This window comes from uncultured Polaribacter sp. (assembly GCF_947497695.1).
GTDB lineage: Bacteria > Bacteroidota > Bacteroidia > Flavobacteriales > Flavobacteriaceae > Polaribacter.
The window spans coordinates 542,751-558,693 of the sequence record NZ_CANMHM010000001.1 but is presented as its reverse complement, the minus strand read 5'-3'; the positions used below and the strand labels follow the sequence as shown (position 1 = coordinate 558,693).

At 29.7% G+C, this 15,943-nt stretch carries 10 protein-coding genes; 2 read left to right on the top strand and 8 right to left on the bottom strand.

Annotated features, from left to right (window positions below):
• Positions 1–9: 9 nt before the first annotated feature.
• The 7 genes from Q0731_RS02470 to Q0731_RS02440 form a co-directional block, all read right to left on the bottom strand.
• Entirely contained in the window at positions 10–363 is a 354-nt protein-coding gene (locus Q0731_RS02470; RefSeq protein ID WP_299059352.1) for a DUF1304 domain-containing protein, read from the bottom strand.
• A gap of 130 nt (positions 364–493) precedes the next feature.
• Positions 494–1,213 carry an energy transducer TonB gene (locus tag Q0731_RS02465; protein ID WP_299059349.1) on the bottom strand — a complete coding sequence of 240 codons (720 nt, stop codon included), beginning with the start codon at positions 1,211–1,213 and terminating at the stop codon, positions 494–496.
• Positions 1,214–1,276: 63 nt separating this feature from the next.
• The gene (locus Q0731_RS02460; RefSeq protein ID WP_299059347.1) at positions 1,277–1,564 is read right to left on the bottom strand and encodes a VanZ family protein; all 288 of its coding nucleotides are present in this window, start codon (positions 1,562–1,564) and stop codon (positions 1,277–1,279) included.
• A gap of 58 nt (positions 1,565–1,622) precedes the next feature.
• The gene (gene gcvH / locus Q0731_RS02455) at positions 1,623–2,003 is read right to left on the bottom strand and encodes a glycine cleavage system protein GcvH (protein WP_299059344.1); all 381 of its coding nucleotides are present in this window, start codon (positions 2,001–2,003) and stop codon (positions 1,623–1,625) included.
• 20 nt (positions 2,004–2,023) lie between these two features.
• The gene (sprA, locus tag Q0731_RS02450; RefSeq protein ID WP_299059341.1) at positions 2,024–9,274 is read right to left on the bottom strand and encodes a cell surface protein SprA; all 7,251 of its coding nucleotides are present in this window, start codon (positions 9,272–9,274) and stop codon (positions 2,024–2,026) included.
• 4 nt (positions 9,275–9,278) lie between these two features.
• Entirely contained in the window at positions 9,279–9,860 is a 582-nt protein-coding gene (gene ruvA / locus Q0731_RS02445; RefSeq protein ID WP_299059338.1) for a Holliday junction branch migration protein RuvA, read from the bottom strand.
• Between the two features lie 156 nt (positions 9,861–10,016).
• On the bottom strand, positions 10,017–12,302 hold the full coding sequence (locus tag Q0731_RS02440; protein ID WP_299059336.1) for an NADP-dependent malic enzyme: 2,286 nt from the start codon (positions 12,300–12,302) through the stop codon (positions 10,017–10,019).
• A gap of 236 nt (positions 12,303–12,538) precedes the next feature.
• Between Q0731_RS02440 and Q0731_RS02435 the strand changes: the two genes are divergently transcribed.
• Complete coding sequence (locus Q0731_RS02435) at positions 12,539–14,983, top strand: DUF5686 and carboxypeptidase regulatory-like domain-containing protein (protein ID WP_299059334.1); 2,445 nt, start codon at positions 12,539–12,541, stop codon at positions 14,981–14,983.
• A gap of 100 nt (positions 14,984–15,083) precedes the next feature.
• On the top strand, positions 15,084–15,326 hold the full coding sequence (locus tag Q0731_RS02430; protein WP_299059331.1) for a MoaD/ThiS family protein: 243 nt from the start codon (positions 15,084–15,086) through the stop codon (positions 15,324–15,326).
• A 44-nt stretch (positions 15,327–15,370) separates the two neighbouring features.
• On the opposite strand, the gene Q0731_RS02425 is transcribed toward Q0731_RS02430, so the two are convergent.
• Positions 15,371–15,901 (bottom strand): RNA methyltransferase, encoded by a 531-nt coding sequence (locus tag Q0731_RS02425; protein WP_299059328.1) that lies wholly within the window; start codon positions 15,899–15,901, stop codon positions 15,371–15,373.
• Positions 15,902–15,943 lie beyond the last annotated feature (42 nt).

The following is a 15,943-nucleotide window of genomic DNA, read 5'->3' as shown; positions in this document are numbered from 1 at the left end:
TTAAAATACTTATAAAAGTATAGATATAATGCCTAAAATTGCAGGCACAGATTGAATATACAGTATTCGAATTTGTTTTGTTGAGTAAGCTCCATAAATTCCAGCAATTGTAACAAAAATTAAAAAGAATAAGGCAACATCTGTTTTACTAGCAATTAAAGACCATAGTAAACCCGCAGCAACAAACCCATTATACAAGCCTTGGTTTGCTGCCATTATTTTAGTTTCTAGGGCAAATTGTTTGTCTTTTAATCCAAAAGCTTTAATTGTTTTATTGGATGTCCAAATAAACATTTCTAGATATACAATATAAATATGAATCAATACAACTAAACCTATTAAGATGATGTTTAAAACTTTCATGTACAATTAATTTATTTGAATGTTATTTTTTTTAAGAACTAAAAATCAATAATTTTAAGACTATGTTTAAAACAAAAAAACGTTTAGAAATAGAATTCTAAACGTTTTTAATTGTATTATTTTTAGTATTTTACTCAACTTGTAAAGTAAAAGGAATACTATATTTTACACCAACTGGCTTACCTCTTTGTTTACCAGGTTTCATTTTTGGTAATTGTTTCATTACTTTAATAACCTCATCTTTAAGTTTTGGGTGTGGAGCTCTTGCTTGTATATTTACAACATTACCACTTTTATCAATTTTAAATTGAATAAATACTCTTTTTCTACCTGAATCTAAACCTACTTCATTAGGTAAATTAGCATCAAACTTTCTTGTAAAATGTCTTTGAATTTTTTTGTTGAAGCAATCACTTAGTTGTTTTTTATTTCCTTTACAGCCAGGAAATACAGGTACGTCTTCAATAATCATAAAACTTACATCTTCAATCACTTCTTCAACTTCTGCAATTTCTACAATTTCATCAACTACTACAGCTTCAGTTTCATCTGTTTCTGTAGATTCTATTACGGTTTCTTCAACAACTTTATCATCTTCTACAATTTCTATCTTTTCAGGAGCTGGAGGTGGAGGTGTTTGTGGCTTTACTGGTTCTACCCTTTGAGTAATAGGAATATCTTCTTCCATTACTGCATTCATAACTACATCAGCAAAAGCAGCAATTTCTTTTTCATAAGTTTTCTTTTCAATTGAAACATAAGTTATAAAAAGGGCTAAAACTAAACCTATTTGCATAAAAATTTTGCTGTAATTTTCTAAGTTTGACTTTGGGTTTTTCTTTATTTCCATTTTAAAAAGTTTTTTTAATAGTTCGCTAATTTAATTAAATTATTGGTTTAGTAGCAAGTCTTACTATGAATTAACCTTAATTTTTTTTAAAATTTGAGTAAAAACAATCAATCCTAACAGAATACCTATTGTGTTTGCAATGGCGTCTCTAAAATCGCCTGTTCTATAAACAGTTATTGTACTTTGCAAGTATTCAATAATAATGCCATAAATAATACATGCAATAATTACAAAATACTTTAATGATGGTTTTTTATAAAAAGTAAATAACCAAAAAAAAGCCAATGAAAAATAAGCAATTATATGATATAACTTATCAGAATTGCCAAAATGTACTTCTACTTTTGGCATTTTCATTAAGCTTAAATAGGCAATAGCAATTGTTATTATAATTGCTATAAATACTGAATTATGCAGTAATAAGCTCTTTATACGCTTCAGCATCTAATAAATTTTCTATTTGTGATGGGTCTGAAATTTCAATTTTAATCATCCATCCTTTATCATAAGGATTTGAGTTTACCAACTCAGGATCGTCTTCTAACTCAGTGTTGAATTCAATTACCTCACCAGTTAATGGCATAAATAAATCTGAAACTGTTTTAACGGCTTCTACAGAGCCAAAAATTTCTCCTTCTTCTACAGTATCATCTAAAGTGTCAACATCTACATAAACGATGTCTCCTAACTCTCCTTGAGCAAAATCTGTAATGCCAACTGTAGCAATATTTCCTTCAATTTTAATCCACTCATGATCTTTGGTGTATTTTAAGTCTGATGGTAAATTCATTTCCTTTATTTTAAATTATTTTAATTTCCTCCTAAGTTGTATACAATGTTAAACCCTGCATTTATTGCTTGTCTAGGGAAAGTGGTTGATATTGCATATCTTGATGTTTGATGATTGTAGTAAAACGCCGCTGTTAAGTTTGGTGTTAATCTATAATCTGCAGTAAATTTAATAGAAAATAATCTTTGACCACCACTAATTTGATTGTTATCTTCATCTACAGATCTAATTTGCGTTAAATTATCTCTTAATGAAACATCTGCTCTTATATTTACATCACCTTGTAAGGTTTGTTGGGTACCTGTAAAACTTGTTTTAAATTTTACATCTTTAATTAAATAACCCATTCCAAATATATATTCTGTTCCTACAATATCTGTTAAAGTACTGTTATTAAAATTCATTGTTAAAGTTCTGTCACTCTTAATTTCTCCTCTTAAAGAGAATGAATTTCTCATTTTCATATCTAATTTAATCAATGGTGAAAACTCATCAACCAAAGTAACAGCAGAAACTAATAATTCTGGTTCGTAATTACCTGCAATATTTAAGTTTGGTTCTAAACTATTAGCATCATTATTAGGGTTAAATAGTAAGTTATTTGTAAAATTAGAGACTGTGTAAGAAGATCTATACCCATGAGAAACTACAAAATTGCTAAAATTTTTCTTAAAAAAATCAAACTTCATCAATCCGTTATAACGTAAAGTCCAGTTAGGGATAGGAATATCTCTAAACAAACTTGTATTTACTTTTTCTGGATCTTTACCAGAATAAGCAGCCATAAAAGCAGGTAATAAAACTTGCTGGCTACTTTCTCCATAACCACTTGCAGGAGCTCCACTTTCATTTGCCAATCTATTTGAAATAATGGCTCTGTTATCTCTCATTGTTTGAAACAAGGCATCACCATCTGTAAATGCAGTAGAAATCATAGAGTAACTAGTACTAAAGTTTCCTGATTCAAAGAATGGAGTTGCTTCAAATTGATTACTTCCATTAATAAGATCTAATTGTTGAGATAAGTCTCTTGTTTGTATCTTATTTCCTCTAACATCAATATTTAAATCTTTTATTGGTTTTAAGGTAAAAGTGTAATCTAACTTATTATAATGTGTTCTACTGTATGTTTTACTATAATAATCTTCTGCTGCATTTCTGCCAACAAACCATCCATTTTCTAAAGCTGTATTTCTAATATCTACTTGGCTACCAAATGCAAAAGAGGTAGGTGCTCCTCCTAAAAACCCAATATTTTGATTGTAACCTGGTAATAATTGCCCATTATTTTCTGAATAGCTAATTTTAGCTTGTTTTGCTGAAGTAACCAGAGTATAAATACCTTTTAAAATTCTTTTTTCAATAGGTGTTTTATCTTTAGCATAATTAACCCTTTTGTATTTTTGTTTTATTTTTTTAGGTTTTTTTGCCAAAGTATCTGGCAATATTGGAGCTTTTTCTAGAGGTAAAGGAACTCTTTCTGTTTTTGCCCATTTTTCAAAACCGGTACTTTTATATAAACTAGTAAGATTAAAAGTAGTATTTAAATTATGCGTATTTGCATTCTGAATAACATTACCAATAAGATCTACAGAAGGAACATCAATATCATTTATTGTAACCGTATTTTGTGGTGCTGCTTGCCAATCAAAATCTGCTGTATACCCATAATCTGCTCTTATAAATTTTAAAAACGGAATTTTATTTAAAGGTAAATCATACGTTGCATTTAACTTTTGATGGTAATGATTTGCTCTACCTGTGTTAAAGAAATCATCAAAAACCTGCAAATCTTCATTATCATTGTTAAAAGTATCATACAGATAATTATTGGTTGCATTAAAGTTTAATTGCAATGATTTTGTAAGATCAAAACCAATGGTATAATCCCAATCAAATAAAAATCTACGTTGTTTTAATTCTGGCTGCTCAGACAAACCTGCTATTAAATTTCTAGATTGTTGCTCGTTGTAATTTCTGTTGATGCTTGAGTTAACTGCAAAAGTTTTAGGAATTGGGTTAAAGTTAAAATCTTTAATCAATTTTAAGTATTTACTTTTTAAAATTTTAGTGTTTTTAAAGGGTTCTATTGGTTTAGAATTAAATTTATAGTTATAAGATGCTGAGGCTCTAACACTTTCATTAATTTGTTTTTGAATATTGTAATTTTTCTGAAATTCATTGTTATGAGCATAAGAAACTGCTAAATTTTCTACATCGTAAAATCTCGGTTTTTTGGTAGAATTAGGGTTTCTATTCTTTTTTACATTGATAAAACTAATGCTTGTTCTTTTGGTGTAATCTTGTGCATTATTGATGTTTTCTAAATCTTGGTCTCTTTCCTCACCTGCAGGTCTATTTTCATGGAAACTTTTAGCCTCTGCAAATTTAACATCTTGTGTTTGAGGATCAAATTTTGGGTCTATAAAACGCTCTCCAACACTATAACTCATTGGTATTTGAAGCCCCCAATCTTTTGGTGACAACACTTTTCCTAAATTAATAGAAGTAGCAATATCATACTGTTTACTATCTTCTAAACTACGTTGGTTAACTCTGTCCTCTACATTACCAAAACCAATGGTAGAAATGCTACCTGCTAATGATACATTAGCAACATCTGCAAAATTTGCATCTGCATTAACAACAGCTGCCCAACCACCATCGTTATCAAAATCTGCAGAACGTAATTCATTAAACCAAATTTCTCCACTAATTGGGGCAGTTGTATTATTTTTTAAACCTAACATAATAGTGCTTAAATCTGCCAAAGTAGGATTTCCTTTTACAGAAATTTTATAAGGAATTGATGCATTTTGCTCTGTAGATAAATATTCTTCTATAGGGGAAATTCCTGCTCTGTCTCTCTCTAGTTTTACTTGTCCAAAAGTTTCTAAGAATGCGTTTAAGTTATTTTCTTCTGGCCAAATATCTAGGGCAGTAGTTCCGTTTTGCGATACCTTTAAAGGCAATTCTATTTGGTAATAATTATCATCTAAATCTGTACCTAATCGAATAATTGCTGCAAAATCGTTATCATTAATATCAGCAGCACCTTCATTTTTTTGAAGATGCATAAACATTTTTAAATTTTTAAAACGCCTTAAATCGATGCTAATATTTTTAAAAATTGCTCTTGCATTATTTGGTGGTAAGTCTGTTACTTTTAAAGTTACCGATTGTTCATTTTGTAGTTGTACAGTAGTAGTACCTTGCAAACGTTCTCTTTCTATTCCTGGAGGTGTTTGGTAACTACCATTATTTTGCTCTATACTTACTACACCAACCTCAAATTTACTTAAGTCTGTATTAGCATCTAAATCTTCTGATGGATTTACACTTGGATCTATTGTTTTTGTATAACGCCTCCAATCTCCACGTACTAAATCTAACTCACCAAAACGAATTACAACTGGCATTTTAAAATTGGTTAAAAACATTCTTACAAAACGAATACTATTAAAATCTGAGATTCCATTTACAGGTACTCCACTTCTAATAGGTACTCTAAATTGATACCAAGTTGTACTTTTGGTATTATCGCCGTTTTCTAAACGAGGTTGCGTTGTTTTTTTATCAACAATAAAATTTCTACCTACTTCTAAATCATTTTTATTCATAGAAATTTTATACTCATAAAAACTTTCTACAGTATTCATGGTTTGATCTCTATTAATATCTTCTACATCTGGGTATGCTGTTGCAGAAGTAGGAAACGTTTCTGGAGATTGATTAATTGTTGGAGCATTACCTTGTGTATTGTTAAAATCTTTATATCTGGTAATTATAGATGCATTGATTTGCTCTAAATTACCTCCTCTAAAAAATTGAAAGTTGTCTGATGCTGGATCATCAACTAAATAAGAAGGCAAATTTTGTACATCAATTCCTAAGTTTTCAGCAAGTTTTAAGCGTTCATTAGCGTCATTTAAACCATCTAAACCAACATCTTGATTAGCTCTAGATTCATCACTATCATCAAAAGCATAAATTATAGAAGGGTTAGAAGGCACTGCACCCCAAATTGTTGTATCTGTATTTATTTCTCCTCCACTTTCTGGCAACCCATTTTCATACATTTTACGATTGTCTTTTACAATATCTTCAGAAACATTTCCTAGGTTAATGTATAAGTCTCCAACTTGGTTGGATGGATTTTGAGGATCCATACCAACTGGCAAACCCTCTTCATTTGTTAATGAGTAGTTTTCATAAGGATCCTTGATCCAAAATTGCATGAACTCCACGTTTGCTTGGTCAAAATTATTGGTTGTTAATGAACGCATAATTCCACCCCAATTTTCTTCAGGATTTGTAAAAGTTCCATCTTCATTAACTCCAGCTCCCGTATTAAAGTTATAAGAACCTCTTTCTGCAGGGAAATACGCTAAATCTAAGGTTCTTACTAAGGTTTGTTGTATAATATCTAATTGAACGTTAGGAAACAATTCGCTAAAATCTATTTGTCTTGTTTCTGCTCTAGAAAGTTCATCTGCATCTACACTATCTGGTGTGTCACCAGCACCATAAAAAAGTTGATCTATATTATACCAAGCTAATTTTCCTCTTTTATAATTGTAAGCTAGTGCACTACTATTTCCATTAAAACGATCATTTGTTTCATATCTTGGTGTACTTGCTTCGTGCCAATCTAAAGGAGATAATAAGCTAATAGGTGTTTGTGAAGCTTCAAAATCATCTATATAACTTGTGGCTGCACCTGCAACATCTATACCACTTGGCGTTCCTGGCAATAAATAAGCCATGTCAGCTCTAATAGATAAGTTAGAAGGTGCATCAGTATCTACAAAAGGAAGTTTATTGGCTAATTTTGTAAAATAAGGTACTTCTGTAGCATAATCTATATTTAGCCCTAACATGGTATTATTTATAGGGTCTGCACCAAAATTTACCTTTGGTGTTAATGGTCTTTCATTGACATTTAAAACGGTTGCACCAACAACAAATTGTTCAGAAAATTCATGTTGAATATCAACTCCCATAAAGGTTTTTCTTTGTTGATTAAATACAGCGTTGTTTTCTGTAGAAACATTAATTGGTGTACCAGAAGCTTGCAAACCTGGATCTATAATTTGTACACGTCCTAACTGATAATCTACTACATAATCTACACCTTCTACCAACTGTCTACCTCCTGCAGTTACATTTACAGAACCTCTAGGTACATTAAATGCTCCAATAGGAATTCCACCAGCATTTTCTGATTTAAAATATCCTTTTAAAAAGTATTTGTCTTTATTTTGAAAGTTGTTTTTAATATTGATTTTCGTATCTAAATATAATTGTTTGAACAAAAAGAATTCATCTTGATTTTCATCTAAACCTACATCATTTGTATTTTTTTGCACTAAATCATTACCAAAAGGTTCTGGTTCTGGAAAAAAGATAAATCCGTTTTGCGAGTTTACAGTAATTCCTTCTACATAATCAAAAAATCCATCGGGTTCTTTAAATTGACTTTGGTCTAATTGATCTAATTTTAAGACTTGTAATAATGGTAAATTAGGTATTCCTGGAGTTTTAGCGTTCTGTAAAACGTTAGAGGGTATACCAGTTTCATCATCTCTATATTGAATTTCGAAACGGAAACCTTCTTCTGCTAAAGGATATGCACCCAAAGCATATACGTTTTTCATCATTAAACGCCATGTAGGAAAAGATTCTTGAATGGTAACGCCATTTTCTTTTTTTCTAGTTTGTAAAATTTCACTACGTAATAATTTTACGGCTAAATTTTGTGGAGATTGAATTCCATCATTAGAAAACTCACCTACTTTAAAAGAAGTTTTTGTACTTCCATTAACACCTCCAGCTATTGTATATTCATAAGCAACTGCTAAAACCTCACCATCATTTAATCTTCTGTTTAAAGAAATAAAACCTAATTGTGAATTTAAGGTAAACTCATTCTGATCTAATTTTCTGGCGTTTTCTAGCATCGAATAATCTGTACCAGGTTCCATTTGAAAATCATTTCTTAAATACGTTTCTACTGTAGATATATTTCTTAAGTTTTCATTTTCTAAAGCATCTGTACCTATTTTATTTGCACCATTAAAAGGCAAGTTACCACCAGAAGCTTCAGCTTGAACTATAGAACGATCTAAAACTCTATTATTATCATCTACTAAAACATCTATGTCAGACTCACCAATATCTGCAAAAGCTACAATACTTCTAAAATCTTCTGTGCTTGCGTTTGTATTGGTAACCCAAACTTCTATTCTTGTAATACTAACTTGACTGTTAATTAATGGATAATTTTTAAGTGAGTTTGCATAATTATCTAAAAAATAATGTGATAAGAAAAAGTGTCGATCGTTATCATAATCTGTAGCTTGCAATTCAAACTCTTGTATAGAAGCTCCTGCTTCTGCAACTACTGATGTACTCTCTGAATTTTGTTGAGAAAAGACAGCAGTAACCCTTGTATTACCAAATTTTAAATTGGTTTTTAACCCAAATAAACTCTGTGCACCATTAATTAATGAGTTTTTTATTGGCATGGCAATATTACCTGCTTCAATACCCTGTATAATGCCATCTTCACCATATTTAACATCAGAAAGTGATGGAGGAATAAACTCCATTCTTACAACATTCTGAAAGTCGAATGTAGATTGTGTATCATAATTTGCAATAAATTTTAGCCTTTCGCCAACTTTTGCTTGTATACTTGCATTTATTTGTTGGTCAAAATCAAAAGTAAAACTACTTCTGTTTTGTTCTGATAATTGTGGATTGTCTGTATTTTGATAAATTCCTCCTAATTTTAAACCTAAACTACCTGTAGTTGTTACCTCTACACTATTACCACCAAAAATAGTTTCAAAAAATTTAGAATTTATATAATAGGTAGGGAGTAGATTTTTTTGAGTTTCTTGAGAACCTTTTTTCTTTGGATTTGTTGCACTTACTTTGTCTTTAAAGTACTGCCTCATATCTCTTTTTAAACGATATTGAGCATATTCACTTGGAGAAAGATATACAGGTGTTCTTGTTTGATAATCACCAATTTTTTCTATGATAACATACTGGTCTAAACCCTTATCATAAATAATTTCTTTTTCTGCTAAATAATCTAAATACAAACCACCTGTTTGGGTTTTTTTAAAGTCGTATCTTAATTTGATGCTATCTTTTTTTACGGATGTAGCATCATTTTCGTCCTTTGTTTGTGCTGATAGAGAAGTATTTGATACAACAGCAAAAGCAAAAAATAAGAACGTATATTTTAAAAAATTATTCAATTTATTATAAATTTTTTAAGGCTAATTTTATTAAATTTTCAACAGAAGCTTCTGGTTGTTCTTTTAAAATAACAGAAATTGTTTTTTCTGATTGTTTTTTGTTAAAACCTAAAACCTCTAAAGCAGATAACGCTTCATCTTTGTTGGTATTGCTTGTAGAGACAGAAACTTCATCAATATTAAAGGTTTTTAAAATTTTATCCTTTAAATCTACAATAACTCTTTGTGCTGTTTTTGCACCAATTCCTTTTACAGATTGTATTAATGCTACATTTTCAGAAGCAATTGCATGCTGTATTTCTTCTGCTGTCATAGAAGAGCACATAGTTCTTGCAATACTTGGGCCTACACCAGAAACAGAAATTAGTAACTTAAAAACTTCTCTTTCCATTTTAGAAATAAAGCCAAAGAGTGTGTGTGCATCTTCTCTAATAGACAAATGTGTGTATAAAACAACATTTTCATCTGCAGGTAAACTAGAAAATGTATTTAGGGAAATATGAAGCAAATACCCAACACCATTGCAATCTACAACAACTTCTGTTGGATTTTTTTCTACTAATCTTCCTCTAACTTGTGTAATCATAAACTTTTTTTACTGGGCGACTAAAGTAATAATTTATTTTATTTTTGTTGTACTATCAATTTTTATTAACAGAATAGAGCAAATATCAGAAAAATAAAAACAGACTTTCATAAATTTATAACCCCTTATGAAATTCTGTTTTACTACTTAAAATTGTTATTTATTTTTCTCTCTTTTTTCTTTTTCTTGAGCATCTACAGCAGCTAAAGCAGCCATATTTACCATTTCATCTACACTTGCACCTAATTGTAAAATATGTACAGGCTGACTGAGTCCTAAAATTACTGGACCAATAGATTCTGCTTGGTTTAATTCTTTTAATAATTTGTAAGTAATATTTGCAGATTCTAAGTTAGGAAAAATTAAAACATTTACTTTTTTACCATTTAATTTAGAAAAAGGAAATTCTTTGGCTAACAATTCTGGGTTTAAAGCAAAATCTGCTTGAATTTCTCCATCTACAACTGTATCTGGAAAATGACGGTGTAAATAAGAAACAGCTTCACTAATTTTTTTAGAAGTTTCTGCATTTGAAGATCCGAAATTAGAAAAGGAAACCATTGCCATATTTGGTTTCATACCAAACATTTTTACAAAATTTGCAGTCATTTGAGCAATTTTTACCAAATCTTTTGCAGAAGGATTTATATTAATCGTTGTATCTGCTAAAAATAAAGGCCCTTGTTTTGTGAGCATTAAATTACAGGCTGCAATCTTGGTAATTCCTTTGTCTTTTTCTATCAGTTCTAAAATAGGTTTAACAACTGTTGGGTAAGGTCTAGAATACCCTGTAATTAAAGCATCTGCTTCCCCTTCATTAATCATCATAGCTGCAAAATAATTACGTTCTCGCATTAATTTTGTTGCTTCAGATAAAGTACGTCCTTTTCGTTGTCTATTTTTCCAATAACTAGCTCCAAAACGTTCTCTACGTGCTGTTTCTTGATCTGTCTTTGGATCTATAATTGGTACCTCTGCTGTAAAACCAATTTCTTCTTTTAAAGCTAAAATAACTTCTTTTCTACCTAACAAAATAACATTTGCTATGCTATCTTCTTGAACTCTTTGTGCAGCTTTTAGTACATCTAAATGATCTGCTTCAGCAAAAACAATACGTTTTCTGTTGCTTTTTGCTCTGTTATGTAACAACCTAATTTCTTTACTACCAGAACCAGAACGTGCCATTAACTCTTCTCTATACACTTCCCAATCTTTTATGGGTTGTAGAGCAACACCAGAATCCATAGCAGCTTTTGCAATTGCTGGTGGAATTTCATAAATTAAACGAGGATCAAATGGTTTGGGAATTATATATTCTTTTCCATACGCTAAACTTACTTCATCATAAACAATATTTACTTGTTCTGGTACAGATTTTTTAGCTAAATCTGCTAAAGCTAAAACTGCTGCCATTTTCATTTCCTCATTAATTATGGTGGCTCTAACATCTAAAGCTCCTCTAAAAATAAACGGAAAACCAAGTACATTATTTACTTGGTTAGGATGATCTGATCTACCAGTTGCCATAATAATATCTTTTCTGGTGGCAATTGCTAAATCGTAATTAATTTCTGGAACAGGGTTTGCCATTGCAAAAACAATAGGGTCTTTAGCCATAGAAACTAACATTTCTGGCGTAACAACATCTCCTTTAGACAAGCCTATAAAAACATCTGCATTGTGCATTGCTTCTTCTAAAGTATTTAAATCTTTATCGGTTGCAAACTCTGCTTTTTGTGAACTAAGGTTTCCTCTATCTTTTCTAATAACACCTTTGCTATCACACATCACAACATTTTCTCTTTTTACACCTAACTTTAAGTATAAACGCGTACAAGAAATTGCAGCTGCTCCTGCTCCATTAACTACTATTTGTATTTTGCTAAAATCTTTATTTGTAATATCAATAGCATTTTTTAATGCTGCTGCAGAAATAATTGCAGTTCCATGTTGGTCATCATGCATTACAGGAATGTCTAACTCTGCTTTTAATCGCCTTTCAATTTCAAAAGCTTCAGGAGCTTTAATATCTTCTAAATTAATTCCACCAAAAGTAGGGGCAATTGCTTTTACTGTAGATATAAAATGTTCTACATCAGTAGCATCTACTTCAATATCAAAAACATCAATATCTGCAAATATTTTAAACAGCAATCCTTTTCCTTCCATTACTGGTTTAGAGGCATTAGGACCAATATCTCCCAAACCTAAAACGGCACTTCCATCAGAAATTACAGCAACTAAGTTTCCTTTTGCAGTATATTTATATACATTATTTTTATCTTTTGCTATTTCTAAACAAGGCTCTGCAACTCCTGGTGAATATGCTAATGCTAAATCGTGTTGTGTAGCATATTTTTTTGTAGGAATAACCTCAATTTTACCTGGTTTTGGTTTTGCATGATAAAGTAAAGCTTCGTGTCTTTTTTTAGAATCACTCATAAATGGTAGTTTGCTAAATTTTTAGCTTACAAATATAGACTTTTCAATGAAAGTGTAACTGAAATATTTTGGTTTTTAGGAACTTAAAGTTCTGAATATTTTTATAAATGTACTAAACAATCATTATAAATTAAACATTGAACTTTAATGATTAAAAATTAACATTATTTGTTTAACAAATTTTAAAGATTTACCTAAAATAGAAATTATAATTTTGCAGCTAGCAAACCTTATTTATGAAAAAAATTCTTTTTTTACTTTTACTATTTATACCTCCCATAATTATTGGGCAAGTAAAAGGTAAAATAACGGATTCTAAAAACACACCTTTGTCTTTTGTTAGTATATATTTAAATGATAGTGTTACTGGCACTACCTCTAACAACAATGGTGATTATGTTTTGAAAATTAATAAAACAGGAAATTACACGCTTATTTATCAGTTTTTAGGCTATAAAACCTTAAAAAAAGAAGTAAATATTACTTCTTTTCCTTTTGAATTGAATGTAAAATTGACAGAAGAAAGTATACAATTAAACGAAGTATTAATTTCTACAAAAGACAATTTTGCACACAAAATTATTAAAAATGTAATTGCACACAAAGAAAAAAACACAGACAAATTTGCAAATTACACTGCTAAATTTTACGCTAAAGGTTTGTATAAAATAAAAAATGCTCCAAAAAAGTTTATCGGAAAAACATTGGGAGATTTTGGAGGAGGTTTAGACACTACAAGAAGTGGAATTATTTATTTATCGGAAACTATTTCTGAAATTAAATTTCAAAAAAAACCAAGACAATTTCAAGAAAAAATTATTGCTTCTAAGGTTTCTGGTAAGGATAATGGCATTAGTTTTAACAGAGCAAAAGATGCAAACATTAACTTTTATGACAATAATGTAACACTTGGAAATGATTTGATTTCTCCTCTATCTACAAATGCCTTTAGCTATTACTCCTATCAATTAGAAGGAACTTTTTATAGTGAAAACGGAAAACTCATCAACAAAATAAAAGTACTACCTAAACGTAAAAATGATAAAGTTTTTAGTGGTTCTATTTATATTGTTGAAGATGATTGGGCTTTGTATGGAGTCGATTTTTTTGTTACAGGTGCACAAATAAATAAGCCTATTTTAAAGGTTTTAAATTTGAAACAAAACTATAATTACTCATCAGAAAATAATGCTTGGGTTTTAATAAGTCAAAATATAGATTTTAAAGTAGATGCCTTGGGTTTTAAGTTTGATGGACGCTTTTCATCTGCCTATTCTGAATATCATTTTTCTAAAAGTACATTTACAAATGAAGTACTTTCTTTTGAAAAAGATGCAACTAATAAAAAAGCTCTTTATTGGAATAATTTAAGACCTGTACCATTAACAATAGAAGAAATAAAGGATTACAAAATAAAAGACAGTATAAAACTTATTAAAAACTCTAAAAAATATTTAGATTCTATAAACGATAAGCAAAATAGATTTCGTTTAATTTCTTCAATAGCTGGTTACAAATACAAAAATTCGTACAAAAAATGGGCTGTTTCTTATAATGGGTTATTAGAAGATTTTGGGTTTAATACAGTACAAGGTTTTAATACTTCTTTAGGTTTTAATTACTCAAAAAAGGTAAATGATAAAGGTAAATGGTGGAAAGCTGGTGTAAAAGCTAATTATGGTTTTGCTGATAAACGTGTAAGACCCACTTTATTTTTTAGTAAAAAAAAGAATGACATTTCTAAACCAGAATATACAATTTCTGCTGGAGTTACAACTGCACAATTTAATGAAAGAGAGCCAATTTCTAAAATGAACAATATGATTCGTGCCTTACTATTAAGAGAAAATCATTTAAAAATTTATGAAAAAGAATTTGCCAAAATTAGTTATTCAGAAGAAGTTAAAAATGGTGTTTATTTTTCTTCTTCTTTAGAATATGCCAATAGAAAACCGTTATTTAATACTACTAATTTTTCTTTTGCAAGGCAAAGTAAAAACGATCCTTATACACCTAATAATCCAGAAAACCCAGCAGGTTTTACAGCACATAAAATAGCCACTTTAAACGTAGGTGCAACTTTTATAATCAATCAAAAATATTTATCTTATCCTAATAAAAAAGAAAATATTGGTAATGATAAATACCCTACTATTTATGTAAATTATAAAAAGACTTTTGGTGCTTCTAATACAAATCTAAATTCAGATTTATTTGTAGCCAATATAAAACAAAAAGTATCTGCTGGTAATTATGGCGATTTAAAGTACAATATTAGAGGAGGTGTTTTTTTGAAAAAGAAAAACATTGCTTTTATGGATAATTTACAAGTTATTGGAAATGAATTAACTTTTTTAACAGACAATCAATTAAATAGTTTTGGTTTGTTAGAATATTACAAATTTTTTACAAATGATAAATATGCAGAAGCTCATATTGAGCATAATTTTAAAGGAACTATTTTAGATCTGGTTCCGTTATTAAATAAGTTAAATCTCCATTTAGTTGGTGGTGCAAAAACGCTATTTATGGCAGGCAAAAATTCATACACAGAATATGCTATGGGTTTAGCTAACATGGGTTTTGGTAAATGGCGTTTTTTAAGAATAGATTATGTAAAATCATTTCATGCAGGAATTAAAAACGATGGTTTACTATTTAGATTAAGTTTATTTAATTAATTGAAAAATGCTCTTTTAAGCTTCATTAATAATTGTTATTCTGATGAAAGCACACTCTTAAAATTGATTCTTTTGATATAAAAAACCTTATTTTTGAAAAATGAAAATTAAAGTTTTATTTTTTGGGATTACAACAGATTTGGTAAATACATCAACCTTAGATTTAGTTCTTTCAGAAGCTTCTACTCTTGTAGATTTTAAAAATTTGCTATCAAAAGAATATCCGCAATTAAAAAACATTAATTCTTATGCTATTGCAGTCAATGAAAGTTATGCAACAGATGATGTAGTTTTAAAAGAAGCAGATGTTGTTGCTGTAATTCCACCTGTTAGTGGGGGCTAAAATACTGCACTCATTTTTTTGATACTTTTATCTTTACTAGGTCTTTATGCTTTTAACTTCACAAACAAATCCCAAATAACAACACCTGTAGTTACAGAAATATTTAAAGAGTGTTTTGTACCTAATTGTGGAATTTCAATACATAAATCAGAAGCATCTACAACTTCTTGTTGTACACCTTTAACTTCATTACCCATCACTACAGCATATTTTTCTCCTTTCGTCGGATAAAAAGCATCTAATTTTGTGCTATTTTCTGCTTGTTCAATCGCCAAAACTTTTACATTTTCTCTTTTTAGTTTTTCAATTAACGTCAAAGTATTTTCAACATATTCCCAATTTACAGATTCTGTTGCACCCAAAGCAGTTTTATGAATATCTTTATTTGGTGGCGTTGCACAAATGCCACACAAATAAATTTTTTCAATCAAAAAAGCATCACTGGTTCTAAACACAGAACCAATATTGTTTAAACTTCTAATATTGTCTAAAACTACAATTATGGGTGTTTTTTCTATGGATTTAAATTCATCAACAGAAATTCTACCTAATTCATTATTTTTTAATTTACGCATGTTTAAAGCTTTTGGCTTATTGCTTTTTACTTTTAGTTAGTT

Excerpts from the sequence above, each read along its gene's own strand:
- Q0731_RS02470 (WP_299059352.1), bottom strand. The coding sequence starts at position 363 with ATGAAAGTTTTAAACATCATCTTAATAGGTTTAGTTGTATTGATTCAT.
- Q0731_RS02465 (WP_299059349.1), bottom strand. The coding sequence starts at position 1,213 with ATGGAAATAAAGAAAAACCCAAAGTCAAACTTAGAAAATTACAGCAAA.
- Q0731_RS02460 (WP_299059347.1), bottom strand. The coding sequence starts at position 1,564 with ATGCCAAAAGTAGAAGTACATTTTGGCAATTCTGATAAGTTATATCAT.
- gcvH (WP_299059344.1), bottom strand. The coding sequence starts at position 2,003 with ATGAATTTACCATCAGACTTAAAATACACCAAAGATCATGAGTGGATT.
- ruvA (WP_299059338.1), bottom strand. The coding sequence starts at position 9,860 with ATGATTACACAAGTTAGAGGAAGATTAGTAGAAAAAAATCCAACAGAA.
- Q0731_RS02440 (WP_299059336.1), bottom strand. The coding sequence starts at position 12,302 with ATGAGTGATTCTAAAAAAAGACACGAAGCTTTACTTTATCATGCAAAA.
- Q0731_RS02435 (WP_299059334.1), top strand. The coding sequence starts at position 12,539 with ATGAAAAAAATTCTTTTTTTACTTTTACTATTTATACCTCCCATAATT.
- Q0731_RS02430 (WP_299059331.1), top strand. The coding sequence starts at position 15,084 with ATGAAAATTAAAGTTTTATTTTTTGGGATTACAACAGATTTGGTAAAT.
- Q0731_RS02425 (WP_299059328.1), bottom strand. The coding sequence starts at position 15,901 with ATGCGTAAATTAAAAAATAATGAATTAGGTAGAATTTCTGTTGATGAA.